Origin of the sequence: Amycolatopsis dongchuanensis (genome assembly GCF_039542405.1) — a bacterium.
GTDB classification, from domain to species: Bacteria; Actinomycetota; Actinomycetes; order Mycobacteriales; family Pseudonocardiaceae; genus Amycolatopsis_E; species Amycolatopsis_E sacchari.
Genome location: NZ_BAABIB010000075.1, coordinates 349,960 through 375,272 on the forward strand (window position 1 = coordinate 349,960; position 25,313 = coordinate 375,272).

Below are 25,313 nucleotides of genomic sequence, written 5' to 3' on the forward strand. Positions count from 1 at the left end.
AGCCGGTTTGACCCTCTCCCCGGGAGAGGCCACACGCTGGCGGCATGACACACCAGAAGACCGACCGCCTCGACGGCAGGCGGGCCGTGGTCACCGGCGCCGGACGGGGCACCGGCGCCGCGATCACCGCCCGGCTGCGTGCGGCCGGCGCGACCGTACTGGGGGTCGCCCGCACCCGCCCGCCGGACGCGGGCCTGTTCCTCCCGGCCGACCTCACCACTGACGAAGGCATCGCCGCCGTCGCCGACGGTGTGCGCGAGCACCTCGGGGCCGCCGACATCCTCGTGCACACCCTCGGCGGTTCGAGCTCCCCGGCCGGCGGGTTCGCCGCGCTGACCGGCCGGCACTGGGATGACGAACTGCGGCTCAACCTGCTCGCGGCCGTCCGCCTCGATCGCGCCCTGCTGCCGGGGATGCTGGAGACCGGATCCGGTGCCGTCGTGCACGTGTCGTCGATCCAGCGCCGCATGCCGCTCTACGACGGGACGCTCGGCTACGCGGCCGCGAAGGCCGCGCTGACCGCCTACAGCAAGGGGCTGGCCAACGAGGTCGGACCGCGCGGGGTGCGGGTCAACGTCGTCTCCCCCGGCTTCATCCGCACGTCGGCCGCCGACGCCCTGATCGAGCGCATGGCCGCCACCCACGGCGTCACCCCCGGGCAGGCGCTGGACCGGCTCATGGACTCCCTCGGCGGGATCCCGCTCGGCCGCCCCGCCGAGCCCGCCGAGGTCGCCGAACTCGTCGCGTTCCTCGTGTCGGACCGCGCCTCCGCCATCACCGGCGCCGAACACACCATCGACGGCGGCACCGTGCCGACCGTCGGCTGAAAGGAGAAGGACCTTGTCCCTGCCCGAAACCATCACCGCGTACCTGGCCGCGCACGAGGCCCACGACACCGATGCCGAGCTGCGCCTGCTCGCCCCCGACGCGACGGTCACCGACGAGGGTCACACCTACCGGGGCCACGCCGAGATCGCGGCCTGGCTCCGGCGCTCGGCGAGCGAGTACACCTACACCTCGACGCTCACCGGCACCGAACGCGTGGACGACGACCACTACGTGGCGACCCACCACCTGGAGGGCGACTTCCCCGGCGGGGTCGTCGACCTGCACTTCCGGTTCACCCTCCACAACGGACTGATCGAGCGGCTGGTGATCGGACCCTGACGTCACGGGGCCGCCGGGTGCGGCTCGCCGGTGGTGACCAGTGCCGCCAGCACCCGGCCCACCACCGGCAGGACCGGCAGCCCGCGCCCGGCGAGCCCGCACGCAACGACCACCGGGCCACGCCGGTCCAGCACCGCGTCCGAGACGAACTCGCACCGCGGGGCGGACAGCGTCACCGAAGCGGGGTCCGCCCCCGGCAGCCACTCCTCGACGTAGCGGGCGAGCGCCCGCGTCCGGGGCGCGTCGGCGCGGCAGTCCACCTCGGCCGCCGCGGGCTCGGCGAAGTCGACCTCGGTGCCCGCCCCGCGGACGCCGCTCGCGTAGCCGTGCGCCGCCAGCGCGGGCGGGTCGAGGTAGTGCTGGAACACGGGCCATTCCAGGTCCGGCCGCACCGGCGCGAACCGCACCGAGCGCGTCCACATCGGACGCAGCGGCGGCAGACCGGGGACGAGCGCGGCGGAGCGCACCCCGGCCGCGACGACCACCCGGCGCGCCCGGTAACACCCTTGACCCGTCCTGACCTCCACCAGATCGGACTGCCGGGGGCGCACCTCGGTCACCGGTTCCCCGTAGCGGATGATGCATCCGCTCTGTGCTGCCGCGCCACGCAAGGCCCGCAGCGCGGCCGACGCGTCGAGCCGGCCCGCGAGCGGGTGGAAGAAGATCCGGTCCTCGCACCGGAGCCCGGGCCAGCGCTCGACCGCCTCCTCCGGCGGTACCCACCGGCCCGGTTTCCCGACCGCGTCGGCCGTCCACGCCAGCACGTCCAGCTCCGCCGACCGCCCGTGGGCGACCGCGCCGGTCAGTGTGAGCACCGGGACGCCGGTCTCCTGCTCGGCCTCCCGCCACAACGGCAGCGACCGCAGCGCGGCCCGGTTGCCCGCGAGTTCCCCGTCCGCGACGCGGAAGGCGAGCGTCCCGGACGCACCGCACCCGGGACGACCCGCCTCCAGCACGACCACCCGCGCCCCGCCGGCGGCGAGCTGCCACGCCGCGGCGGAACCGGTGCCCCCGGCTCCCACCACGATCACGTCGGCATCCCGCCCGGCCACCGCCAGCACGACCTTCCCTCTGCTGTGGATTGTCCGCACAGCATGGGGCAGCCGGGCCCGGTGTGCCCAGCCCGGTCCACATCGTGAGCGCGCTACTCCAGGTGCCGCGCGAAGAACCGGTTCACGTCGTCGCCCTCGAACCCCGGCACGCCGGTGTGCCCGCCCATGTTGGCGTGCAACGTCTTTTCCTTCGAGCCGAAGGCGTCGAACAGGTCCAGCGCCAGTTGCCGGTCGTTGTTTTCGTCGTCCCACTGCAGCAGGACGAGCAGCGGGATGGTGACCCGCCGGGCCTCCTCGAACATGCGGCGCGGCACGTAGCTCCCGGCGAACAGGACGGCGGCCGCGACGCGCGGCTCGACCACCGCCAGCCGGAGACCGATGCCGATCACCCCGCCGGAATACCCGACCGGGCCGCGGATCCCGGGCAGCGCGAGGAGGGCGTCCAGCGCCTCCTGCCATTCCGGGACCGCCGCTTCGACCAGCGGGAGGACGAGCCGCTCGACGATCCCGTCGTCGACCGGTTTCCCGGCCCGCACCGCCCGTTGGAGGTCGGCGCGGGCCTGCTCGGCGGCGTCGGAACGGGGCCGCTCCCCGCTGCCGGGGAGTTCGAGGGTGGCCGTGGCGTAGCCCTGCGCCGCGGAATGCCGGGCCCTGGCCGACAGCAGGGGGTACATCCTGGCCAGTCCGCCGGGGTGGCCGAGCAGGATCAGCGGGGCTGGCGAGGAATCCGGCGTCCAGAGGATGCCGGGGATCTCGCCGAGGGTGAATTCGCGTTCGAGGACGCCGTCTTCGAGGCGGCGTTCGGAGGTGAAGTGCATGGTCGTGCCTTTCGGGAGTGCTCGGAAACGGCGCTCCCGGACGACCTACCGCCCGACCGTGACCCCTGAGGGGAGCACCCATGTCGCAGTGTTCACGGGTACCACCTCCTCGGTCTCTCGCACGGCCTCCGGCAAGGTAGCAGCGGCGGGTCCGCTCCGCCAACGGGTTTTCCGCTACGCGTGGGCGGGGCTCATCTCCCACGGCGCCTGGGGCAGCACGTCGCCGGTTTCGAGCAGCGACTTGAGGTTCGCCAGCACGGCGGGCCAGCCGCTGGAGATCCCCTTCAGCATGTCGTGGTCGGGCAGCTTCTCGTGGGTCACGGTGAGGCGCACGATCTCCGCGTGCGGCTCGACGAGGAACGTCACGACCGACGGTTCCCGCGAGCTGTCCGGCGAGTCCTCGAACGTGATCACCAGGCGCGTCGGCGGTTCGGCTTCGAGCACCTTGCCGACGACGTCGACGGCACCCGAGCCGTCCGCCCGCCGGTGCTCCCAGTCCGAACCCGGCTGCCAGTCGGAGACGTTGTGGTGCCCCCAGTAGCGCGCGGTGAGCTCGGCGTCCGTCAGCGCCTGCCACACCTGCTCGGCACTGGCGTGGATGTAGGTGACGTAGACGTAGTCCGGGACGGTCATGGCGTACTCCTCTGCTCGGGTCTTGATGGCGTGCAGCGCCCGCAGCCGGGGCTGGTCGAACTCGGAGATCCAGCGCCGCTCGATCTCGGCGAGGGGTGCCGGGTTGAGGTAGTGCAGCCGTTCCCGCCCGCGCCGCACGACGGTCACGAGGTTCGCCCGCACCAGGACGTCGAGGTGCTGGGTCACCGACTGCCGTGCCATGTCCAGGTGCTCGCACACCTGGCGCAGCGTCTGCCCGTTCCGCTCGCGCAGCCGGTCGAGCAGCAGCCGACGGGTGGGGTCGGCCAGTGCCTTGAAGACGGCGTCCAGCTCTTCGGCACTCACCCGGCCATTATGCAGGTATTTGCCTGCCTATTGTCAAGGACGGGCGGTCAGCGCTCCTTGCCCGCCAGCGCGAGCCGCGCCGCGAGCTCGGCAACGCCCTCGGGGCCCAGGTTGCTGTAGCTGACCCGCACCGTGCCCGGGTCGCCGGGCCAGAACGCCGTGCCGGGGATGACGAGCGTGTCGTACTCCGCGATGAGCTGCCGCACGACTTCGCCGGTGGGGCGGTCGCGGAACGGGTGCCGCACCCAGCCGAAGAACGCCCCGGCCGACAGCAGCGTGAACCCGCCCGGGCGGTCCGCCATCACCGCGGCGAACGCGTGCCGCCGCCGGGCGATCTCCGCCACGCGCTCGCGCCGCCACGCCCCGGCGGAGGTGAGCCCGGTCAGCACGGCCTCCTGCCCGGCACGGGGCGCGCAGATCGCGGCGCAGTCGAGCAGTTTCAGCACCTCGCGGTTGAGCGCCGGAGACCCCACGATGGCCCCGACGCGGTAGCCGGGGATCGCGAGGTCCTTGGAGAAGCTGTGCAGGCTGACAACGGTGTCCTCCCAGCCGGGCTCGGTGAACAACGCGTGCGCGGGCCCGTCGTCCTCCCGGAAGGACCGGTAGGTCTCGTCGACGATCAGGGCAATGCCGTGCCGGCGCGCCAGCGCGGCGAAGGCGGCCAGTTCGGCGCCGCCGATCGTGGCACCGCTGGGATTTCCCGGCGTGACAAGCACTATGGCCCGCGTACGGGAGCTCAGCAGTGCCTCCGCCGCCTCGGCGCGGGGCAGCAGGTCCGGCCCCGGCTCCAGGTACACCGGCACGATCTCGTTGAGGCGCAACCACATGTCGTGGTTGAAGTAGAACGGCAGCACCAGCACGACCTCGTCGCCGGGCCCGGCGAGCGCGGAGATCGTCATGGCGAACGCCTGGTTGCACCCGGACGTGATGACGACGTTCGCGGCGTCGACCTCGGCCCCGTAGTCACGGGAAAGCTCGGCGGCGAAGGTCTCCCGCAGCAGCGGCAGCCCCGGCACCGGCGTGTACGCGGCGCCGTGCGGGTCGGCCGCGACCCGTGCCAGGCGCTCGGCGACCTCGGGCGCGGGCGGGTACGGCGGTGCCGCCTGCGCCAGGTCGAGCAGGTCACGCGCGCCCCCGCGCTGCGCCAGCAGCGAGTAGGCCTCGCCCATCGGCGAATCGACTTGCTGCCGCGTCACCTCTCGCAACCGCATGTGTGCTGTTCCTTCCCTCCGTGCCGGAGAGTTCAGGAAAGCACACCGAAGTCGACGTCGGCGCTGTCCACGGTGCCGGCGGTCCGGCCCGGCGCGCGGTGGTAGCGCCAGTACAGGTTCGTGTGCGCGATGACCTGCTCCGGCGGCGGCGCACCCCAAGCCGAATGGTCCTCGGTGGTGTGCGCGTCCGCGACCAGGAGCGCGTCGTACCCCTTCACGATGGCGGTGTGCAGCGTCGCGCGGATGCACTCGTCGGTCTGCGCCCCGGCGAGGACGAGCCGCCCCGCCGCGAGACCGGCGAGCTCGTCCTCGAGGGTGGTGCCCTCGAACGCGTCGGCGTAGTTCTTGCCGAGGCACGGCTCGCCGTCCCGCGGCGACAGCTCCGGCACGATCTCCCAGTCGTCGCTGCCGTACACCACGTTCTCGTCCGAGTGCTGCACCCACACGACGGGCACGCCCTCGCGCCGCGCCTTCTCGACCAGCCCGCCGATGGTCGCGACGACCTCGTCCCGGCGGTGGCAGCCGCCCACGACGCCGTTCTGCACGTCGACCACGAGCAGGGCGGTGTTCGGCCGGTTTTCCAGTGTTGTCATGGTCCCCCCAGCGCCTCCGGCGAAGACCGCAGCTTATCGCCGGGGACGCTCAATCGGCCACCGGCGCCGCCTTCGCCTCCACCACCGCCGCGTCCTCCGCACGCGCCCGCCGCGTCAGCGGAGCGGTGTGCGCGAGGAACGCCGCGACGCCCGAGACCACGGTCAGCCCGGCGAGATAGACCCCGATCAGGAACGAACTGCCGCTCCCGGCGAGGATCCCGGTCGCGATGATCGGCGCGAAGGACCCGCCGACGATGCCGCCGATCTGGTAGCCCAGCGACGATCCGGTGTACCGCACGTTCGTGGGGAACAGGTCGCTCATCACCGCGGGCAGCGGCGCGTACTGGGCCACGTTGGAGGCCGCGCCGAACGTGCAAGCCAGCAGCGCGAGCACCCACACCCGCGTGTCCAGCAGCGGGAACAGCAGCAGCGACGCCGCGACCTGCAGCACCGTGCCGATCACCATCGTGCGCCGCCTGCCGAAGCGGTCGGCGACCGAACCCGCCCACGCCATCGCGAAGATCTGCACCAGGCTCGCGAGGATGCCCATCAGCAGCACGTCGTTCCGGGTGAAACCGTCCGCCTTGGGCGCGTAGGACAGCGTGAACGTCAGCACGGTGTAGCCGATCGCCGAGGACGCCGCCGTCGCCAGGACGGCCGTCACGACACCGGCCGGGTACCGGCGCAGCACGTCCAGCAGCGGCACGCGCGCCGGACCGGTCCGCACCGCCCTGGTGAACAGCGGGCTCTCGGTCAGCCGCCGCCGGACCACCAGCCCGTACACGACGAGCACGATGCTGGACACGAACCCGATCCGCCAGCCCCAGTCGGTGAACGCCGGGCCGGTCAGCCAGGACAGCACGAGCATCATCAGGTTCGACAGGATCGCGCCCGCCGGCACGCCCAGCTGGGTGGACGAGCCGTAGAGCGCCCGCCGCTTCGGTGGCGCGTGCTCGACCGCCATCAACGCGGCGCCACCCCATTCCGCGCCGACGGCGAGGCCCTGCGCCAGCCGCAGCAGCACGAGCAGCACCGGGGCGGCGACGCCGATCTGCGCGTAGTTGGGCAGCAGGCCGACGAGCACCGTCGAGCCGCCCATGACCAGCAGGGACAGGATGAGGATCCGCTTGCGGCCGAGGCGGTCGCCGAAGTGCCCGGCGATCACGCCGCCGAGCGGCCGGGTGAGGAAGCCGATCGCGAACGTGGCGAACGAGCCCAGCTGGCTGACGACGGGGTTGCCGACCGGGAAGAACTGGGGGCCGAAGACCAGCGCGGCCGCCGCTCCGTAGAGGAAGAAGTCGTACCACTCGATGGTGGTGCCGAGGAAACTCGCTGTGGCGACCTTGCGCGCCTCGCGCGTGCCGCCGGAGTGCAGGTGCGTCATTGGGGGCCTGCTTCCGATGTCAGGTTTCCTGATGTGATCCAGGTAACAGGATCCCTGATACCGTGTCAAGCATGAGCCGTTCCGAGCTGCCGCCGCGCACCGCCTACCTCGTCAAACAGCTGGAGCTGGCGATGCGGTCCCGGCTGGACGCGGCGGTGCGTCCCCACGGGCTCACGACGATCCAGTACACGGCGCTCGCGGAGCTGCGGCGGCACCCGGGGCTGTCGTCGGCGCAGCTGGCGCGGCGGGCGTTCGTGAGCGCGCAGACCATGCAGGAACTCGTCGCGCGGCTGGAGCACCAGGGCCTCGTGCGGCGGCGGCCCGCGGAGCACAACAAACGCGTCCTGCGCACCAGCCTCACCGCCGAGGGGGAACGGATCCTCGCCGAGTCCGACTCCGCCATCGACGAGATCGAGCGCGACATGCTCGCCGATCTCGAACCGGCGCAGGTCACCGAATTCCGCGCCACACTGCGGTTGTGCACGCAGCGCCTGCTCAAGGACGAGCGGTGAGCGTGCCAGACTGGACCCATCACCCCGGCCGCGACTGGAGGAACCGCTGATGGAGGGGATCGACCCGACGGTGCCGCCGAGCGGCACGGGTTGCGCCGAGTGCGACGCCGCGAGCCCCCAGGGCTGGTGGTTCCACCTGCGGCGCTGCGCGCAGTGCGGGCACATCGGCTGCTGCGACTCCTCCCCCGGGCAGCACGCGACGGCGCACGCCGAGGAGACCGGGCACCGGCTCGTGCGCAGCTTCGAACCCGGCGAGGAGTGGTTCTGGGACTACAGCGCCCAGGTCATGTACGAAAGCGGCCCCGCGCTCGCCGCCCCGGCCCACCACCCCCTGGACCAGACCGCGCCCGGCCCCGCGGAACGCGTCCCCGCCGACTGGACGCAGCGCCTCCACCGCTGACCGGTTTCCAGTCGAAACCGCCCCGGCGGCACCTCGACGGTTTTCCCGTCCAAAGTGGACGATCCTCGCGGCGCCCAACCCCTCAGCCGTCCACCAGCAGGCCCCGCAGCGGGCCCTGGAGGCGTTCGGCCCGGCGGGAAACGCCGGGCAGCAGCACGAGCCGGTGCGTGCGGCGCTCGCCCCGGCGTTCCCGTTCCGCCTGCTCCTGCGCGACCGGACGCCACACGTGGTCGACCACGTCGGCGGGATCGCCGTCCAGCTCCGCCTCCGCGCGCCCCAGGTGCTCGGCCCACAGCCGCAGCCGCGTCGCCCTGATCAGGTCCCGGTCGTCGGTCGCCACGTTGACCTCGGTGTCGTTGAACAGCGAGTGCTCGTTGAGGTTCGCCGAACCCACGGTCAGCCACGCGTCGTCGACGATGCCGAGCTTGGCGTGCACGTACACCGGCGCCGACGTCCCGCCGTCGTGGGCGCTGATCGTGGCCGCGACCAGGCGCCGGTTGCCGTCGTCCGCATCGAGGAGCCTGCCCAGCTGGCCGCGGGTGGTGTCCGCGCCGTTGCTGGGTTTGCGGGGCAGCAGCAGGACGACGCGGAAGCGGTCGTCCGGGGGGTTGCGCAGCTTGCCGATCAGCACCTCGGCGATCTCCGGTGACCACAGGAACTGGTTCTCCAGGTACACCAGCCGCCGCGCCGACCGCAGCGCCCGCAGGTAGGCGTCGAGGACGGTGAACTCCCCCTTCGGGGCGAAGTCGTACGTCCCGTTCGGCACTGTGCGCAGCAACTGCACGTTCGTGCCCCCGGCAGGCTCCGGGACGCGCGCCGGGGGCAGGTCCTCCCCGGCGACCTCGGTCCAGCGCTGCCGGAAGTGCTCCGCGACGTCCGCCACGACCGGCCCTTCGAGCCTGCTCACCAGGTCGTGCCAGCCCATCGGCCGTGGCGGGTGCCCGGGGCTGTCGTGCCGGTCGCCCTGCAGCGCGGTGAAGTCCACGCCACCGACGAACGCGACCTCGTCGTCGACCACCACGACCTTCTCATGGTGGCAGTGCAGCGTGCGCTCACGCGAGTCCAGCACGCACCGCACGCCGGTGTCCTCGACGAGCTTCCGCCGCTCCTCCCGCGCCTGCCCGCGGGTCGGTTCGAACGCGGGCACCGGCGGGCCCGCCCACACGAGCACCCGTACGGCGACGCCACGCCCGGCCGTCTCGGCGAGCAGCGTGCGCAGCGTCGGCGCGCCCGGGTCCCGTGACAGCCGGAAGTCCGCGCTGGCGTGCCAGTTGGCGATGTGGACGTGCGAGCGCGCACCCCGGATCGCGGCTTCGATCGCGGGCAGCGCCTCCTCCCCGTCGACCAGGACGTCCATCCGGTTGCCCGCGCGGACCGGCGCGCGCCCGCCCAGCGGGTCCCCCGCCCCGCCTTCGAGCACCTCGCCCCAGCCGAGCCGGCGCAGGCGGCGCCCGTGGTGGGCGCACAACACCCGCTCCAGCCCGTCGCCGAGCTTTTCGTCCACCTTGTCCAGCAGTGTGCGAAATGTCTTCACGTCCTACATAGCACTACAGATCGCCCGGGTTCGCCGTGCGAAGCCCGTACCACGCGTGGACACCCGCGGTGATCCACTCCGGGCGTTCCCACGTGCTCCAGCGGGCACGGGCGGCCTCGCCGATCGTCGCCGCGGCGTCGTCGGCCGGCACTCCCGCGGCTTGCAGCCGGGCGGTTTCGTCACGGAGGTGGACGAGGTAGTCGTGCACGTCGCGGAGCAGCGTGCGGTCGCCGACCTCGCCGTGCCCCGGTACCACCACGTCGGGTCCGTCGGCGGCGAGTCGCGCGAGCAGGTCGATCCACCGGTCCGGGTCGACATCGGTGTCGTGCGGCGGGAAGTACGGCAGGATCGGGAAGATCCGGCTCTCGAACAGGTCTCCGCCGAACACCACGTGGTCGTCGACGAGGACGAGCTGGTCGCCCGCCGTGTGGGCCGGGCCCACCGCCCGCAGGACCACCTTCCGGCCGCCGAGGTCCAGTTCGGCCTCACCGTCGTAGACGAGATCGGGCTCGACCAGCTCGACGTCCGCCAGCGCGGCCGCGATCGCTTCACCGAACCCCGAGAACATCCCGAGGTAGGCCGCGCCCTTGCGGCGCAGCTCGTCCCGCTGCGCCCGGTTGCCGACGATCGCCGCGGCGCCCCGGAACGCCTGCGCGCCGAACGCGTGCTCGGGGTGGAAGTGCGTCGTCGTCAGGTACAGCGGCCGTGACCCGGCCAGCCGCCGCGCCTGGCCCAGCACGTACTCCCCGTTCGACGGGCCGAGCCCGGTGTCGACGACGAGCGCGGCCCGCTCCCCCACGACGAACCCGACGTTCGGCACCAGCTCCGCCCGCCGGTCCGGCAGCACGAAGACCCCTTCGGCCACCCGCACGGGCTCGCCGCCCACCGTCGGGACCGCCTCGCTCACGTCCGGTCTGCTCATGTCCCACTCCGATCTGATCGGTGTTCAGATCGCCTACCCTACCGGAGATCTGAGCACTGTTAAGATCGGTTCATGGCAAAGGCGCGGTACCACCACGGCGAGCTGCGCGGCGCCCTGCTGGACGCCGCCGAAGCGCTCGTCCGCGAGCGCGGGGTCGGCGGCTGGTCCCTGCGCGAGGTGTCCTCAGTGGTGGGTGTGAGCGCGAGCGCCGCCTACCACCACTTCGCCTCGCGCGAGGCGCTGGTGCGGGCGCTGGCGGCCCGCGTGCTCGCCCAGCTCGGCGAACGCATGGGGCAGGCAGCCGCCGCGGAGCCCGGGCGAGGCCTGGTCGCCGCGTGCCGTGCCTACGTCCGGTGGGCGCTGGAGGATCCCGCGGTCCGCCTGGCGCTGAACGCCGGAGGCGGCGGCACCCCGATCGCCCCGCACCCGCACGACGTGCTCGACGCGGAACTGGACCGGCTCGTCGCCGAGGGCGAACTGGGCGCCCCTTCCCGGCCCGGCGCGGAATTCGTGGTGTGGGCGGCCGTGCACGGCCTGACCACCCTGCTCGCCGACGGCCTGGTGACGCTCGACGAACCCGACGGCGTCGAGCGGGAGACCGAACGCGTCGTGCAGGCCGTGCTCACCGGTCTGGCACGGGAAACCCCGCCGCCGAAGCCCTGGCCGGCCCCGCACTCCGCGCACACGCGGCGCCGGTCCGCTCAGCCGGGGACCGGAGGTTCGTGAGCCCGCACCGGCGGCACCTCACCGCGGAACGCCACGACCTCGACCCGCGTGAGCTGGCCGGTGCACCCCTGCGCGAGCCGTGAAGAGCCAACGTCGCGGGTCAGCGCGTTCGGGTTGCCGTGCACGCACGTGGCCACTTCCGGCGCGGTGGGGTCGAACCACGCACCGGTGGACAGCTGGACGACACCCGGCCGCACCGCGTCGGACACCACGAGCCCGGCCAGCGCGCTGCCCCGCGGGCTCCTGACCAGCACCACGTCTCCCGTGGACAGCCCGCGAGCGGCCGCGTCGCCGGGGTGCATCCGCACAGGTTCGCGGCCCGCGACCTTGGCTCCCGCGCTTTCGGCACCGTGGTCGAGCTGGCTGTGCAACCGCGTCGCGGGGTTGTTGGCGACCAGCGTCAACGGGAAACCCGGCTCCTCCTCCGGTTCGAACCACGTGGGGTGGCCGGGGCAGTCGTCGTAGCCGAAGGACGCGATCCGCCGCGAGAACAGCTCGATCCGCCCGCTCGGCGTCGGCAGCCGGTGCCGGTGCGGATCGGCGCGGAAGTCCGCGTACAGCACGTGTTCCGGCCTCGCCTCACGCAGTTCGATGCGGCCCTTCCGCCAGAACTCCGCGAAGTCGAGCCCGGGATCGGCCTCCGGCGGCAACTTCGCGCGCCAGCTCTCGTACAGCCACTCCAGCCACTGCCGCTCGTCGCGTCCCTCGGTGAACTCGTGCTCGACGCCGAGCCGCTTCGCGAGCCCGCTCAGGATCTCGAAATCGGACTTCGCCTCGCCGAGCGGCGGGCTCACGCGGGCCATCGCCACCAGTGCGGCGTCCTGCCGCGCGGCGCCGAGGTCCTCACGTTCCAGCGTCGTCGTCACGGGGAGCACGAGATCGGCGTGCCGGGCCGTCGCCGTCCAGAACTGCTCGTGCACGAGCACGGTGTCCGGGCGCGTGAACGCCCTGCCGAGGCGGGCGAGGTCCTGGTGGTGGTGAAAGGGGTTCCCGCCGGCCCAGTGCACGAGCCGGATGGCCGGGTACCGCAGCCGCTGCCCGTTGTAGTCGTACTCCTCGCCGGGGTGCAGCAGCATGTCCGCGACGCGCGCGACCGGGATGAACTCGCGCACCGGGTTCAGGCCCCGCCTCAGCGTCGGCAGCGGGAACGGCAGCGAGCCCGCGCCGATCCCGGCCATCGACGCGTATCCGTGCCCGAAACCGCCGCCTGGCAAGCCGATCTGCCCCAGCACGCAGGCCAGCGCGACCCCGGCCCACAGCGGCTGCTCGCCGTGCCGTGACCGCTGGAGCGACCAGCTCAGCGTGATCATCGTGCGGTGCGCGGCCATCGACTCCGCGAGTTCGACGATCTTCCCCGCCGGGATCCCGCAGCGCGCCTCTGCCCATTGTGGACTCTTCGGCACGCCGTCCACGCTGCCCGACAGGTAGCGCCACAGCTCCGGGAAACCCTCGCAGTGCGTGTGCAGGAACTCCTCGTCGTGCAGGCCGCGCTCGACGAGGGTGAAGCACAACGCGAGCATCAGCGCGGTGTCGGTGCCCGGGGCGAGCGGGAGCCAGTCGGCGCCCAGGTCGTCGGCGAGGTCGTCGCGCAGCGGGCTGACGAGCGTGAACCGGGCACCCCGCCGCTTCGCCCGGCGCAGCTCTTCCGCCATCCCGTGCCGGGTCACGCCCCCGGCGTTGACCTGCGCGTTCTTGTCCGGCAGGCCACCGAAGCACACGAAGTGCCCGGTGTGCTCGGCCAGCACCGCCCACGTGGTCGGGCGCTCGATGGGCGCGTGGTCGCCGACCACGTGCGGCAGCAGCACCTCCGCGGCGCCCGAGCTGTAGGTGTTGACCGACCGGACGTAGCCGCCGGCCACGGCGAGGAACCGGTGGAGCTGGCTCTGCGCGTGGTGGAACCGGCCCGCACTGCCCCACCCGTACGAGCCGCCGAAGATCGCGGTGTTGCCGTACCGGGTGCGGACGCGGTCCAGCTCGGCGGCGGCGCGGTCGAGCGCCTCGGCCCAGCTGATCCGCACGTACTCGTCCCGCCCGCGGTCGGGATCCGGGCCGGGGCCGCGCTCCAGCCAGCCCCGGCGGGCGTACGGCGCGAGCACGCGCAGCCGTTCGTCCAGCGCCGCGGGCACGTTGCGCAGCAACGCGGCGGGCGCCGGGTCACCGGCGTCCGGATGGACGGCCAGCCCGGCGGGGGTGAGCGCGGCGTCGAAGGCGCCCCAGTGCGAGCTGTGCGAACGGAAGGCGGCCGGCTCGGGCATGTCCCCGAAACTGCCTGCGGCAACGGGAAGGTGTCAAGCCGGTTTCGGCACCGTGGCACGGGAACCGGCTGGCTACGATCATCGTCGATCCCGCGTCAGCGTCCCCGCCCCAGGAGAACCATGCCAGCCGAGACCTTCGGTCCCTACCGCATCGAAGCGCTGCTCGGCCGGGGCGGGATGGGTGAGGTGCACCGGGCCTTCGACACGGCGCACGACCGCGTGGTGGCGCTGAAACGGCTCACCGAGCCGTACGTGACCGATGCCGCGTTCCGGGCGCGTTTCCGCCGGGAATGCCAGATCGCGGCGCGGCTGCGCGAACCGCACGTCATCCCCATCCACGCGTTCGGCGAGATCGACGGCCGCCTCTACCTCGACATGCGCCTGGTGGAGGGCACGGACCTCAAGGAGCTGATGGCCGCGGGCCCGCTGCCGCCGCGCCGCGCGGTCGCGCTGCTGGCGCAGGTCGCGAGCGCGCTCGACGCCGCGCACGCCGAACAGCTCGTGCACCGGGACGTCAAGCCGTCGAACATCCTCGTCACCCCGGGCGACTTCGTGTACCTCGTGGACTTCGGGATCGCGCGGGCGACCAGCGCGGAAGCCACGTCGCTCACGCTGTCCGGCGACGTGATCGGCACCCTCGACTACATGGCACCCGAGCGCTTCGGCGACGGCCCGGTGGACGGCCGCGTCGACGTCTACGCGCTCGCCTGCGTGCTGTTCGCGTGCCTCACCGGCCGCCGCCCGTTCGCGCAGACCGAGCCCGCCGCGCAGGTCCTCGCGCACCTGCGGGACCAGCCGCCCGCCGTGTCCGCGCTGAACAGGGCGCTCCCCCGCGCGCTGGACGACGTCGTGTGGCGTGGCATGGCGAAGGACCCCGGACAGCGCTTCCCCACCGCCGGTGCGCTCGTCGCGGCGGCATCGGCCGCGCTCGACGCGCCACCGCCGCCCGCCTGGGTGCCGCCACCGCCGCCGCCTCGTCCCAGCAGGGCGCCGTGGCTCGTCGCGCTCGCGGCCGTACTGGTGATCGCCGCCGCGGTGGTCACGACGGTGCTGGTGTCCCGCTCCACCGGGGCGAGCGGCACCACCCCGACCCCCACCCCGCCACCGAGCACCAGCGCGACCACGACCACCACCACCAGCAGCAGCAGCAGCACGCCGACGCCCGTACCGGACAACGGCGCCGGGGACCGCCTGCTCGCCGCGCTGCCGCCGGTCTACCACGGGAACGCGAGCTGCCGCGCCGACGACGGTTACCGCCAGCCGGGCAGCCAGGCGGCGGTGCTGTGCACCACGCCCAACCACCAGAACCCGGACTTCGCCGCCCCCACGGAGGCGTACTTCTACTCCTTCGCCGACCGCGCCGCGCAGGACGCGTTCTTCCAGCAGCTCGTCACCGCCCGCGGCCTCAAGCGCGACGACACCTACGGCGGCTGCAGCCCGCTCAAGCGCACCGGCGTGTACGGGCTGTACTACCGCGGCACGTCCGGCCCGCTCCCCGGCGACTACCTCACGTGCTTCGTGCTCGCGGGGGCCGGGCAGCTGTGGTGGGTGGACACGCGCGGGCTCACCGTCGGTGAGCTGTCCTCGCCCGAGGCGGACACCAACGACGGGCTTGACCGGCTCTACTACTGGTGGAACGAGGAGATCGTGCAAACCCTCGGCTGAGGTCGCGCACCGGGGCGGATCATCACTTCCCGTGACGGTCACTACACTGATCATCACTCGTTCAGCCGGTAGACAGTGCCGGGCCGAAATGATGGCGTGACATCACTCGGGGCCGGTACCGGTCCAGCGCGGGCGTCACGGCGTCCGAACTGCGGCTGGCCTGGCCTTTGTCCGTTCAACAAGAGGTGAAGCGTGCCGGAACCTGGTGGGGCGCCAGGCTTGGTCGACGTCGTCCGCCGCTGGACGGCCCAACTCGCTGACACGGATGGGGTAGGTCTTTCCGCCGACAGGCTGGAGGAGCTGCTGCACCAGGTGGTCCGCGACGCGGTGGCGACCGCGGAGTCCGCCAGGGAGGCGGCCATCCGCCGCTTCAGCGCGCTCTTTTCGACCTCGCCGATGGGCATCGCGCTCGCGGGCCCCGACGGCGCGATCGTCGAGGCGAACGCGGCGCTCGCCACGTTCCTCGGCGGCAAACCGGAGGAGCTGCGCGGCAGGCACGTCGCCGACCTCGGCTTCACCCGCCGCGACGCCGAGCGGCTGCGCACCGGGCTCGAAGAGATCGCCGTGACCGACGTCGAGCAGTACAGCGAACGCCTGCAGCTCACCCACGCCGACGACGCGGGGGTCTGGGCCGAGGTCACGCTGACGACGCTGCCCGCCGACCGGCCCGGCGTCAGCTACCCGGTGCTGATGGTGCAGGACGCCAACGAGGTGCACTCCCTGCAGGAGACGCTGCGCCACCAGAGCGTGCACGACGCGCTGACCGGCCTGTCCAACGGCTCCCGCTTCAACACGCTGCTCGAAACGGCGCTGAGCCCGGCCGCGCGCGACCAGATCGCGCTGGTCTACCTCGACATCGACGGGTTCAAGGTCATCAACGACGGCCTCGGCGCCGGGGTCGGCGACCAGGTGCTGCGCGGCATCGCCCGCAAGCTCAAGGACGTGTTCGCCGCGCCGGACACCGTCGTCGCGCGGCTCTCCGGCGACGGGTTCGGCATCCTGCTGCGCGGCAAGCTCCAGGCCAGCGAGGTCATCGGGCTGGTCGAGCGGGCGCTGGAGGAGCTGGGCGAGCCGATCTACCTCGGCGACCACGGCATCGGCGTGAGCGCGAGCGCGGGCATCGTCGTGCGGGACGTCGCCGAAGGCGGGCCCGAGGACCTGCAACGGGCCGCCGAGATCGCCCTGCACCGCGCCAAGGAGGCGGGCAAGGCGCAGTGGATGTTGTTCGACCCGGAGCTGGACGCGCGCGACCGCGCCCGCTACCGGCTCGGCGCCGAGATCGCCGGTGCCCTGGAGAACGGCGAGTTCACGCTGATCTACCAGCCGACGGTGAAGCTGGACAACCACGAGGAGCTGGCCGCCGTCAACGCGGGGCTGCGCTGGCACCACCGCGAGCTCGGGCAGCTGGACTCGGCCGAGTTCTACCCGCTCGCCGACACCACGGGCATGACCATCCCGCTCGGCAAGTGGCTGCTCACCCGGTCGCTGGCGGCCGCGGCGCGCTGGCGGGACCGCTACGGCGACGCGGCCCCTGACGTGTGTATCCGACTACCGCGGCGGCTCGCGATCGACCCCGACCTGGTGCGGCTGGTGAAGGACCAGCTCGACGAGCACCACCTGCCCGCGAAGACGTTGCGGCTGTGCACGGACAGCGCGTCGCTGCTCGACCCGCGCGGCGAGGTGCTGGAGTCGCTGTCCGTGCTGTCCGACCTCGGCGCGAAACTGGTGCTGACGGTCAGCGGTACGGCGGACCTGGAGCTGATCCCGCGGCACGACCTGAAGGTGCAGCATGCCGTGCTCAGCGGCGGGGTGGTGGAGGCGCTCGCCGACAGCCCGGACGAAGCCGCGGTGCGCCACCTCGACCAGCTGATCACCCGGGCCCGCGAGCTGAAGCTCCGCATCGGCGCCGAGGGGGTCGTGACTGCCGAGCAGGCCGGGCTCCTGCGGGCACACGGCGTCCTCGCCGCCCGCGGCCCCTTCGTGGCGACCTCCGCGACCGACGACGAGGTCGACGACATGATCGAGAGGCACTCCGGCTGACCGGGAACCGCACCGGACGTCACGACGGGCCGGAAAGGTCCGCCACCGTCTTCGCGATGCGACGCTGCCGGGTCGGTTCCGTCTTCGCTTCGCCTATCCACAGGACGTAGCGCCGCTGGTGGCTGTAGGACAGCTTGTCGAACGCCTGTCGTGAGACGGGCACGGCGTCGAGCGCCCGGGCCAGGTCAGGCGGCAGGTCCACCGTGCGGGGCTCGGTGTCGAGCACGAGCTCGACATCGACCTCGTCTCCGGCCGCGACGCCTGCCCCCGCCCGGATTTCGGCGCTCACCGGCAGCAGCGACCGGCCGCCCATGCTGCCCACGCTGCTGCGGTACTCGTACCCGTTGAGCCGCACCCGCACCTTCGGCCGTTTGCCGCCGCCGAGTTCCGCCAGCACCTCCGGCGGCACCTCGATGCCCGTGGCGGATTTCCCGTTCAGCTCGACCTTCGCCCGGAATCTCACCGGTCCACCTCCGTTCCGTACAGGTGCGCCGAGACGACCGCGAGCCACGCCCAGCCCACGACCACCGCGACGGTGAACGCCACTGTCGCCACTACCTGCCCGGGTCCCGCCACGATCCCGGCGAACCCGGCCAGGAACACCACGCCGGAGCCTGCGGAATACCACGCCCGCCCCCGCTGTCCCCGTCTGGCGAACCGCCGCGCGAACACCAGGCACGCCGCGACGAGCGCGAGGAAACCGAGGCCGCCCGCGACGAGGTGGGCCAGCCCGTGCCAGCTGACCTCCGCCGGCCCGGCCGGGGTGCCGGGCGGGAAGCCGTACGCCGGATCCGCGGGGAAGACGCCCGCGAGGGCCAGACCCGCGCCGTATCCGCCGACCAGGACCGGTCCCGTCAGCCCGTGGCGGGTGCGCGCCATGCCCACCGCGGCCGCGACCACCATCAGCCCGGTGACCACGAAGTTGGCGGTCTGGATCCACCCGGCACCGCCGTTGGCCAGCAGGCTCACGTCGTGGCGGAGCGGGTCGTAGCCGGTCTTGACCCCGGCCTGCACGGCCGCGGTCACGACGTAGAGCGGTCCGGCGAGGACGCCGTAACCGAGCAGGCTCCGGGTCACGCGGAGCCGGAGTGGCGGACAGACCGCCGCGGTACTGGAATGCATCAGAACCTCCTCGAACGGGAACTGGACGGTACGGTACTCGCAGCAGTACTGAGCCGTCTAGTACTATCGCTACCGTGGACGAGACCGAGGGCCGCAGCGCCCGCAAGCGCAACGCGATCATGGCCGCGGCGACGGAGCTGTTCCTGCAGAACGGCTACCAGGGCACGAGCATGGACCAGGTCGCCGCACGCGCGGCCGTTTCCAAGCAGACGGTGTACAAGAACTTCGCCGACAAGGAGCGCTTGTTCAGCGAGATAGTGCGCGGGGTGGCGGACAACTCGGACCGCATCGTCGAGCTGCTGGGCGAACCGCTCCGTGCCGGCATCACGAGCCGGGCGGACCTGGAGGCCGCGCTCACCGAGGTGGCCCGGCGTTACCTCGACGCGGTACTGCGGCCGAACGTGCTCCAGCTGCGCCGCCTGGTGATCGCCGAGGCGGACCGCTTCCCCGGCCTCGCCCGCGACTACTACGAACGCGGCCCGGAGCGCGGGATCACGGTGCTCGCCTCGGCACTGGAGCACTACGCGACCCGCGGCCTGCTCCGCGTCGACGACGCCCGGCTCGCCGCCGCCCATCTCGCGTACCTGGCCCTGGCCATCCCGCAGGACAAAGCCCTGTTCTGTCCGGGGGAGAACCCCGGCGCGGCGGCCCGCGAGCACATCGCCCGCTCGGCGGTGCGGGTCTTCCTGGCCGCGTACGGCTAGCCGCGCCGCTCTCCGGCGGCCGAGCGCAGCTCCACGCAGCACTCGCCGGCGCGGGGGTCCAGGACGGCTTCGACCGTGGTGGCCTGGAGACCGTCAAGCAGCCCGCTGAGGAACGCCTGGTTGATCCCGCACACGAGCTCGGGCGCCTTGGCGGCCAGCGGGTGGAACGGGCAGTTGCGCAGCCGCAGGCAGGCCGGGGTCTCCCGGTCCGGCTCGAAGCCGTGGCGCTCGACGACGGCCGACGCGAGCGTCAGCGCCCGTTCCACACCGAGGCGCCCTGGCCGGACCTGGTCGCGTTCCGTCGCGCCCAGCGCCTCGCCGTGGCGGTGTGCCGTGCGCAGCGCGGCGTCCCGCGCGGTCTCCCCGCCACCTTCGTCGAGGACGGCGTCCAGCAGGATCTCGGCCAGGACGTCGTGCTGGCGCGGCGGGATGCTGACCCGCACCTCCAGGTCGGAGGGCTCGTACACCTTCGGCGCGCGGCCGACCTTGCGGACGCCGCCCGCGAACTCGTAGCGCGTCCGCAGCAGCCCGGCCGCCACCAGCTTGTCCAGGTGGAACGCCGCCAGCTTGCGGGAGATCCCGACCGCCTCGGCCGCCTCGTCCCGCGTCACCGGGTGCCGGGCCTGCCGGATGTGGGTGTACATACCGCGCCGCAACGGCTCCTCCAGCGCGGCGAGCGCACTGATCGGCTCCGCCTCCATGCCCGCAGGCTACACCGAATTTTCTCGTCGCAGCTCCGATCGGGTGTCGCTCACCAGGTGCACTTGACCGGCACCCGGCAATAAGTCCAAACTTCGTTGGCGAAAAGGAGGCGACGTGGCCCACGACATGGAGCAGGCGAAACAGCCGGTGAGCGCGGCGCTGGCCGGTCCGTACGGGCACCCCCTCCACCCGGCACTGGTGACCGTCCCCATCGGCGCGTGGGTGTCGAGCCTGGTCTTCGACATCGGTTCGCGGATCGTGGCCGACCCGGGCTTCCTGAACCGGGGATCGCTCTGGCTCGTCGCGATCGGGGTCGTCGGCGCGCTCGCCGCGGCGCTGGTCGGTGCGCTGGACCTGCTGGCGCTCCCGGCGGGCACCCCGGCGTTCCGCACCGGGCTGACGCACATGAGCCTCAACCTCGCGGTCACCGCCGCCTACGTCGGCGGGTTCTTCTGGCGCCGTCCGGCCACCGCGGGCCCGGTCGCGATCGGCCCGCTCGTGCTGTCCGCCGCCGCCCTGATCGTGCTCGCCGCGTCCGGCTACCTCGGCGGGAAGCTGGCCTACCGCTACGGCGTCCGCGTGGCCGCCGAGTCCACCCAGGCCGAGGGCTACCGGTCCGCCCCCTGACTCGTCCCACCACCACATCGAGGAGAACGACCATGGACATCGCCGCGCTGATCGCCTGGCTGGTCACCGCCGGGGGCGGTTTCGTCATGCTGGGCACCTGGATCGCCAAGGGCGGCACCCGCGAACCGGGGAGCAGCCGGTTCTCCCCCGGGCTGGTCTTCGGGCACTTCGCGCTCGCCGCGGTGGGGCTGGTCCTCTGGATCGTCTACCTGGTGGCGGGCGGCGCGGTGCTGGCGTGGATCGCGTTCGCCCTGCTCGTGCCCGTGGCGTTGCTGGGCTTCACGATGCTGGCCCGCTGGATCCCCGGCCGCCGCGCCCGCACGGCGTCCGCGCCGGACGGGAAAACGGCGCCGGAGCAGCACTTCCCGGTCGTGGTGGTCGGCGCGCACGGGCTGGTCGCCGTCGCGACCGTGGTCCTCGTCCTGCTCGCGGCGCTGGGTCTGGGGAGCTGATCGGTGATGTCGTCGACGTATGTGATCATCGGCGCCGGACTGGCCGGCGCGAAGGCCGCCGAAGCGTTGCGGGACAAGGGTTTCGACGGGCGGGTGGTGCTGCTCGGCGACGAGCACCACCGCCCGTACGAGCGGCCCCCGTTGTCCAAGGACATCCTCACCGGGAAGGCCGAGCGCGAGAGCGCGTTCGTGCACCCGGAAAGCTGGTACGCCGACCACGACGTGGACCTGCGGCTCGGCACGCGGGTCACGGCGGTGGACCGCAGTGCCCGTGAAGTCGTGCTCGCCGACGGCAGCCGCGTCGGCTACGCCAAGCTCCTGCTGGCCACCGGCGCCGAACCCCGTGTCCTGCCGGGTGCGGAGAACACGGTGCGGCTGCGGCGTTTCGGCGACACCGAGCGGCTGCGGCAGGTGCTGGAAACCGGTTCGAAGCTCGCTGTGGTGGGCGCCGGGTGGATCGGTCTCGAAGTCGCGTCGGCGGCCCGGCAGGCCGGCCTCGACGTCGTCGTGCTGGAGGCACTGGAGCTGCCGCTGCTGCCCGCGCTCGGCCGGGAAGCGGCGCGGGTGTTCGCGGACCTGCACCGCGAACACGGCGTCGACCTCCGGCTCGGGGTGCGGGTCGCCGAAGCCGGCCTGGACCACGTCCGGCTGGGCGACGGCGAACGGATCGAGGCCGACGCGGTCCTCGTCGGCATCGGCGCGGTCCCGAACACCGCGCTGGCCGAAGGCGCCGGGCTGACCGTGGACAACGGGATCCAGGTCGACGCCCACCTGCGCACCAGCGATCCCGATATCTTCGCCGCCGGCGACGTCGCGAACGCCTACCACCCGTCGCTGGGCCGCCACCTGCGCGTCGAGCACTGGGCCAGCGCGCTGAAACAACCCGCCATCGCCGCCGCGGGAATGCTTGGTCTGGAAGCGGTCTACGACGAACTGCCGTACTTCTACACCGACCAGTACGACCTCGGGATGGAGTACACGGGTCTCAGCGACGGCTACGACCGCGTCGTCTTCCGCGGTGACGTCGAAGCCCGCGAGTTCATCGCCTTCTGGCTCAAGGACGGCAAAGTCGTCGCGGGGATGAACGTGAACGTCTGGGACGTCACCGACCCGATCAAGGATCTCATCCGTTCAGGGTCCACAGTGGACAGCGCGCGGCTCGCCGACCCGTCCGTGCCGCTCACGGAGGTCGGCGCAGCCTGATCAGGAGGTTCCGTCATCCCACCGCGGAACGCCGGAACGCGCTCGGCGTGACGCCGCGGACGCGCTTGAACGCGGCGCTGAAGCCGAACGCGTCGGAGTAGCCGACGGTGCGGGCGACCTCCGCGAGCGTCGCCGTGTGCCGGCCGGCCAGCAGGTCCGCCGCGAGCGTCATGCGCCAGCGGGTGAGGTAGGTCAGCGGCGGTTCGCCGACCAGGTCGGCGAACCGCTTGGCGAGCGTGGCACGCGAAACCCCGCACCGCGCGGCCAGTGCCGCGACCGTCCACGGCGCGGCGGGTTCGGTGTGCAGCAGGCGCAGCGCCTCCCCGACGACCGGGTCCCGCTGGGCGGCCCACCACGCCGGGGCCTCGCCGCCGGGCCGGTCGAACCACTCGCGCAGCGTGCAGACCAGCATCCAGTCCAGCAGCCGGTCGAGCACCACCTGCTGCCCCGGGGTGTCGAGGGCGACCTCGGCGGCGAGGTGGTCCAGCACCGCGTCGCCCGTGCCGCCGCCCGGGACGCGCAGCACGGCGGGCAGCGCGTCCAGCAGCAGGCGGCTCACCTCCCCGCGGACCGGATAGGCACCGACGATCAAGGTCGTCGCGCCGGGGCCGTCCCCCGCGGTGTCGTGCCAGCCGAGCCGGTGCCGGGTGCCGCCCTGCTCCGGTGTCGCGCAGAATTCACCGCACGCGACCGGTTCTGCGCGGGTGCCGACCTCGTCGACGAAGGTGAACGTCTCCGGCCCGCGCACGACGACCGTGTCCCCGGCGCGCAGCGGCTCGGGCGGGTGGTTCTCCCGCACGATCCATCCCCCGCCGCCGAGCACGGTGCACAGCGTCAGCGGCGCGCCGTCCACGAAGTGCAGTGCCCAGGGCGGGGTGAGCACCGAGCTGCCGAACAGCGACCCGTGCGCCCGGACGCCGCGGATCAGGTCGTCGAACACGTCCACCTTGTCAGGTTAGACGAATGGACAGGCAATCCAGCCTTTTACCCATGGGCTCGTCCAGCGCGGCGGTGTTCAATCGGGATCATGAGCACCGACCTGACGCCCGATGACCTCGAGTTCCTGCGCCGCCCGCTGCACGGGTTCCTGTCCGTGGCCGCCGGACCGGTTCCGCCGCAGCCACGCCCGGTGTGGTTCGAGGCGGCCGAAGACGGCACGATCCAGCTGTTCAGCGAGGCCGACGCGCTCAAGGTGCGGCGCCTGCGCCGCGATCCCCGCGCGTCGCTCGTCGTCGCGGCGCCGGTCGGCGAACGCGAGCGCTGGGTCGCGGTCACCGGCCGCGTCACGGTCGAACCCGACGGCGCACACGAACTCGCCGCCCGCCTCGCCGCGCGTTACTGGGACCTCGAAGACCCGCGCCGGGCCGAGGACCTCGCCGGAATCCTGGCCACGGCCCAGGTCCGGCTCGTCATCCACCCCGAGGCCGTCAGCCGCTACGCGTACTGAGCCACTCCTCGGCGGTGATCCGCCAGTACACGTGCACCCCGGTGCTGGCCACGCCGCCCGGCAGGTCCGCGGGGCCACTGCCGACGCGCGTGAACCCCAGGCGCTCCGGCACGAGGCCACTGCGCTCGTTCGCCGCGTCGTGGCGGATCTCCACCCGGTTCGCCCCGACGCGGAACGCCTCGGCCGTCAGCAACGCCGCAGCGCGCGTGACGAGGCCGCGGCCGGTGTGCTGCTTGCCCAGCCAGTACCCGATTTCGAGGCCGCCGTCGCCGATGCGCGTCATCAGCGAGGCCGCACCGAGGATCTCGCCCTCGGCGCTCACGATCGCGTAGCTGTAGGCCTCGCCGTCACGCCACTCACGCACGGTCGTGCGCAGGAACTCGGCGGCGTCGGCCTCGCTGTAGCCGCCCACCGCCCACGGCATGAACGGCTCCAGGTGGTCCAGCGAATCGTGCACGACGTGGTGCAACGGGATCAGGTCGTCCTCCCGCCAGCGGCGCAGCAGGACTTCGCCGTCGGACAGCTCGGGTGCGGGTTCCTCCATGCCCCGAATGCTGCCCGACGGCGCCCGGTGCGCGCACCGGGTTTAGTTCATGATCGCGCTGTCCGGGATCTGCGTGTCCCCGCGCAGCGCGTCGAACAGCTGCTTGGACTTCGTCTTGTCCCAGTTCTCCGCGGAGCCGGACGTGACGGGCACGGTGGTGGTCACGACGCCGCCGTCGGAGATCCCCCGCATCGCCCACGCCAGCCCCACGAGGTTGTGCAGGTGGTCGCCGGAGTCCATGGTCAGCGCGTCCGGCGCCGCCGACAGCAGCGGGAAGAAGTGGAACGGGTTGAGGATCGTGCCCGCGGTCGCGATCTGGCTCACCAGCGCGCCGATGAACTTCCGCTGGTTCTCCACGCGGTCCAGGTCCGAGCGCGGTGTCGCGGCGCTGTGCCGCATCCGCACGAACCCGAGCGCGTGCGCGCCGTCGAGGGACTGGCAGCCCGGGGGGATCGTGATGTTGGTGAAGTCGTCGTGCATCTCCTTGTCGATGCACATGTCCACGCCGCCGATGGCGTCCACGATGTTGGCGAACCCGCCGAAGCCGATCTCGGCGTAGTGGTCGATGCGCAGCCCGGTCGCCTGCTCCACGGTCTTGACCAGCAGCGCGGGGCCGCCGATGGAGAACGCCGAGTTGATCTTGCCGCGGCCGTGGCCGGGGATGCTCACCTGCGAGTCGCGCGGCAGGCTCAGCAGCGTCGGCTTGGTGCTGTTGTCGGTCAGGTGCGCGACCATGATCGTGTCGGTGCGCGAGCCGCCGCCCGCCGCGGCGCTGTCGCCCGTGGCGAGCTGCTGCTCCTGCTCGGGGGTCAGCCCGTCGCGGCTGTCGGACCCGACGATGAGCCAGTTCGTGCCCGAGGCCGCTGCGGGCCGCCCGTCGTAGTCGGCGAGGGCGTCGACGCGGTTGATCGACGTGTCGAGGTAGATCCACACACCGGCGACGAAGACCACGAACAGCACGACCAGCGTCAGCAGGATCTTGCCGACACCGAACTTCCGCTTGCGCCGCGGGCGCTCCGGCAGCGGCTCCCTGTCGTACCGCGGCGGCTCGGACGGCGGGGGCGGCGGGGCGGCGCTCCGCCGGGACATCGGGCGCGTCGGCCCCTCCCGGCCGGGCACGGGCAGCATCTGCGCCGCCTGGTGCTGCCGCGGACCTCGCGCCCGCGGGTAGTCGCCCCCGTAGTTCCCGCCATAGCTCATGCGATCACCCGTCCCCGATCTCGGCCTGCGGAGCCTAGTGAACCGCAAACCTCACATTCTGGGACGCCCGGCTCCC

27 protein-coding genes are annotated in these 25,313 nt (G+C 72.7%); 12 read left to right on the plus strand and 15 right to left on the minus strand.

All coding sequences use genetic code 11. The annotated features are described in order from the left end of the window. Positions 1-44 precede the first annotated feature (44 nt). Together ABFX51_RS19240 and ABFX51_RS19245 are read left to right on the plus strand one after the other, a co-directional pair. A complete protein-coding gene (locus ABFX51_RS19240; RefSeq protein ID WP_346054441.1) occupies positions 45-827 on the plus strand; it encodes an SDR family oxidoreductase in 783 nt (260 codons plus the stop codon). 13 nt (positions 828-840) lie between these two features. After that, positions 841-1,167, plus strand: a complete 327-nt coding sequence (locus ABFX51_RS19245; RefSeq protein ID WP_346054442.1) for a nuclear transport factor 2 family protein — start codon at positions 841-843, stop codon at positions 1,165-1,167. Between the two features lie 2 nt (positions 1,168-1,169). Here the strand turns inward: ABFX51_RS19245 and ABFX51_RS19250 are convergent, their stop codons facing one another. The 6 genes from ABFX51_RS19250 to ABFX51_RS19275 all read right to left on the minus strand — a co-directional run bounded on the left by ABFX51_RS19250 (position 1,170) and on the right by ABFX51_RS19275 (position 7,182). After that, on the minus strand, positions 1,170-2,228 hold the full coding sequence (locus tag ABFX51_RS19250) for an NAD(P)/FAD-dependent oxidoreductase (RefSeq protein WP_346054443.1): 1,059 nt from the start codon (positions 2,226-2,228) through the stop codon (positions 1,170-1,172). Between the two features lie 83 nt (positions 2,229-2,311). Then, entirely contained in the window at positions 2,312-3,037 is a 726-nt protein-coding gene (locus tag ABFX51_RS19255) for a dienelactone hydrolase family protein (RefSeq protein ID WP_346054444.1), read from the minus strand. A gap of 174 nt (positions 3,038-3,211) precedes the next feature. Further along, positions 3,212-3,994, minus strand: coding sequence for an ArsR/SmtB family transcription factor (locus ABFX51_RS19260; RefSeq protein ID WP_245783056.1), 783 nt, complete (start codon positions 3,992-3,994; stop codon positions 3,212-3,214). A 47-nt stretch (positions 3,995-4,041) separates the two neighbouring features. Further along, on the minus strand, positions 4,042-5,205 hold the full coding sequence (locus ABFX51_RS19265; protein WP_091507363.1) for an aminotransferase: 1,164 nt from the start codon (positions 5,203-5,205) through the stop codon (positions 4,042-4,044). 32 nt (positions 5,206-5,237) lie between these two features. Beyond that, complete coding sequence (locus ABFX51_RS19270) at positions 5,238-5,798, minus strand: isochorismatase family protein (RefSeq protein WP_091507365.1); 561 nt, start codon at positions 5,796-5,798, stop codon at positions 5,238-5,240. A 49-nt stretch (positions 5,799-5,847) separates the two neighbouring features. Next, on the minus strand, positions 5,848-7,182 hold the full coding sequence (locus ABFX51_RS19275; protein ID WP_091507368.1) for an MFS transporter: 1,335 nt from the start codon (positions 7,180-7,182) through the stop codon (positions 5,848-5,850). A gap of 71 nt (positions 7,183-7,253) precedes the next feature. On the opposite strand from ABFX51_RS19275, the gene ABFX51_RS19280 reads away from it, so the two are divergent. Then, positions 7,254-7,694 (plus strand): MarR family winged helix-turn-helix transcriptional regulator, encoded by a 441-nt coding sequence (locus ABFX51_RS19280; RefSeq protein WP_091507371.1) that lies wholly within the window; start codon positions 7,254-7,256, stop codon positions 7,692-7,694. Between the two features lie 49 nt (positions 7,695-7,743). Beyond that, positions 7,744-8,094, plus strand: coding sequence for a UBP-type zinc finger domain-containing protein (locus ABFX51_RS19285; protein WP_091507373.1), 351 nt, complete (start codon positions 7,744-7,746; stop codon positions 8,092-8,094). 82 nt (positions 8,095-8,176) lie between these two features. Here the strand turns inward: ABFX51_RS19285 and ABFX51_RS19290 are convergent, their stop codons facing one another. After that, positions 8,177-9,628 carry a phospholipase D-like domain-containing protein gene (locus ABFX51_RS19290; RefSeq protein WP_346054445.1) on the minus strand — a complete coding sequence of 484 codons (1,452 nt, stop codon included), beginning with the start codon at positions 9,626-9,628 and terminating at the stop codon, positions 8,177-8,179. Positions 9,629-9,641: 13 nt separating this feature from the next. Next, complete coding sequence (locus tag ABFX51_RS19295) at positions 9,642-10,550, minus strand: MBL fold metallo-hydrolase (RefSeq protein ID WP_091507375.1); 909 nt, start codon at positions 10,548-10,550, stop codon at positions 9,642-9,644. A gap of 72 nt (positions 10,551-10,622) precedes the next feature. Between ABFX51_RS19295 and ABFX51_RS19300 the strand changes: the two genes are divergently transcribed. After that, positions 10,623-11,276 carry a TetR/AcrR family transcriptional regulator gene (locus tag ABFX51_RS19300; protein ID WP_091507377.1) on the plus strand — a complete coding sequence of 218 codons (654 nt, stop codon included), beginning with the start codon at positions 10,623-10,625 and terminating at the stop codon, positions 11,274-11,276. On the opposite strand, the gene ABFX51_RS19305 is transcribed toward ABFX51_RS19300, so the two are convergent. Next, positions 11,252-13,531 carry a molybdopterin-dependent oxidoreductase gene (locus ABFX51_RS19305; RefSeq protein WP_346054446.1) on the minus strand — a complete coding sequence of 760 codons (2,280 nt, stop codon included), beginning with the start codon at positions 13,529-13,531 and terminating at the stop codon, positions 11,252-11,254. The genes ABFX51_RS19300 and ABFX51_RS19305 overlap by 25 nt on opposite strands. A gap of 120 nt (positions 13,532-13,651) precedes the next feature. Here ABFX51_RS19305 and ABFX51_RS19310 point away from each other — a divergent pair, with 120 nt between their 5' ends. Together ABFX51_RS19310 and ABFX51_RS19315 are read left to right on the plus strand one after the other, a co-directional pair. After that, positions 13,652-15,196 carry a serine/threonine-protein kinase gene (locus ABFX51_RS19310; RefSeq protein WP_346054447.1) on the plus strand — a complete coding sequence of 515 codons (1,545 nt, stop codon included), beginning with the start codon at positions 13,652-13,654 and terminating at the stop codon, positions 15,194-15,196. Positions 15,197-15,388: 192 nt separating this feature from the next. Continuing rightward, positions 15,389-17,236 carry a diguanylate cyclase domain-containing protein gene (locus ABFX51_RS19315; RefSeq protein ID WP_346054448.1) on the plus strand — a complete coding sequence of 616 codons (1,848 nt, stop codon included), beginning with the start codon at positions 15,389-15,391 and terminating at the stop codon, positions 17,234-17,236. A 19-nt stretch (positions 17,237-17,255) separates the two neighbouring features. Here the strand turns inward: ABFX51_RS19315 and ABFX51_RS19320 are convergent, their stop codons facing one another. Beyond that, complete coding sequence (locus tag ABFX51_RS19320) at positions 17,256-17,699, minus strand: YdeI/OmpD-associated family protein (RefSeq protein WP_346054449.1); 444 nt, start codon at positions 17,697-17,699, stop codon at positions 17,256-17,258. Continuing rightward, the gene (locus ABFX51_RS19325; RefSeq protein ID WP_346054450.1) at positions 17,696-18,358 is read right to left on the minus strand and encodes a DUF998 domain-containing protein; all 663 of its coding nucleotides are present in this window, start codon (positions 18,356-18,358) and stop codon (positions 17,696-17,698) included. Before ABFX51_RS19325 ends, ABFX51_RS19320 begins: the two co-directional genes overlap by 4 nt. Before the next feature lie 74 nt (positions 18,359-18,432). On the opposite strand from ABFX51_RS19325, the gene ABFX51_RS19330 reads away from it, so the two are divergent. Continuing rightward, entirely contained in the window at positions 18,433-19,062 is a 630-nt protein-coding gene (locus ABFX51_RS19330; protein ID WP_346054451.1) for a TetR/AcrR family transcriptional regulator, read from the plus strand. On the opposite strand, the gene ABFX51_RS19335 is transcribed toward ABFX51_RS19330, so the two are convergent. Continuing rightward, positions 19,059-19,763, minus strand: a complete 705-nt coding sequence (locus ABFX51_RS19335) for a helix-turn-helix transcriptional regulator (RefSeq protein ID WP_346054452.1) — start codon at positions 19,761-19,763, stop codon at positions 19,059-19,061. The genes ABFX51_RS19330 and ABFX51_RS19335 overlap by 4 nt on opposite strands. Positions 19,764-19,878: 115 nt before the next feature. Here ABFX51_RS19335 and ABFX51_RS19340 point away from each other — a divergent pair, with 115 nt between their 5' ends. From ABFX51_RS19340 to ABFX51_RS19350, 3 genes are read left to right on the plus strand one after another with little or no spacing between them, the layout of a single operon-like run. Next, positions 19,879-20,391, plus strand: coding sequence for a DUF2231 domain-containing protein (locus tag ABFX51_RS19340; RefSeq protein WP_346054453.1), 513 nt, complete (start codon positions 19,879-19,881; stop codon positions 20,389-20,391). 32 nt (positions 20,392-20,423) lie between these two features. Then, positions 20,424-20,843: a hypothetical protein gene (locus ABFX51_RS19345; RefSeq protein ID WP_091507393.1), complete on the plus strand. Its 420-nt coding sequence runs from the start codon at positions 20,424-20,426 to the stop codon at positions 20,841-20,843. A 3-nt stretch (positions 20,844-20,846) separates the two neighbouring features. Further along, entirely contained in the window at positions 20,847-22,046 is a 1,200-nt protein-coding gene (locus ABFX51_RS19350) for an NAD(P)/FAD-dependent oxidoreductase (RefSeq protein WP_346054454.1), read from the plus strand. A gap of 13 nt (positions 22,047-22,059) precedes the next feature. Here the strand turns inward: ABFX51_RS19350 and ABFX51_RS19355 are convergent, their stop codons facing one another. Next, positions 22,060-22,992, minus strand: coding sequence for an AraC family transcriptional regulator (locus ABFX51_RS19355; RefSeq protein WP_346054455.1), 933 nt, complete (start codon positions 22,990-22,992; stop codon positions 22,060-22,062). Positions 22,993-23,073: 81 nt separating this feature from the next. On the opposite strand from ABFX51_RS19355, the gene ABFX51_RS19360 reads away from it, so the two are divergent. Further along, on the plus strand, positions 23,074-23,493 hold the full coding sequence (locus ABFX51_RS19360; RefSeq protein ID WP_346054456.1) for a pyridoxamine 5'-phosphate oxidase family protein: 420 nt from the start codon (positions 23,074-23,076) through the stop codon (positions 23,491-23,493). On the opposite strand, the gene ABFX51_RS19365 is transcribed toward ABFX51_RS19360, so the two are convergent. Both ABFX51_RS19365 and ABFX51_RS19370 read right to left on the minus strand, forming a co-directional pair. Beyond that, the gene (locus ABFX51_RS19365; RefSeq protein WP_346054457.1) at positions 23,474-24,037 is read right to left on the minus strand and encodes a GNAT family N-acetyltransferase; all 564 of its coding nucleotides are present in this window, start codon (positions 24,035-24,037) and stop codon (positions 23,474-23,476) included. The genes ABFX51_RS19360 and ABFX51_RS19365 overlap by 20 nt on opposite strands. A gap of 42 nt (positions 24,038-24,079) precedes the next feature. Then, positions 24,080-25,237, minus strand: a complete 1,158-nt coding sequence (locus ABFX51_RS19370; protein ID WP_346054458.1) for an LCP family protein — start codon at positions 25,235-25,237, stop codon at positions 24,080-24,082. Between the last annotated feature and the right edge of the window lie 76 nt (positions 25,238-25,313).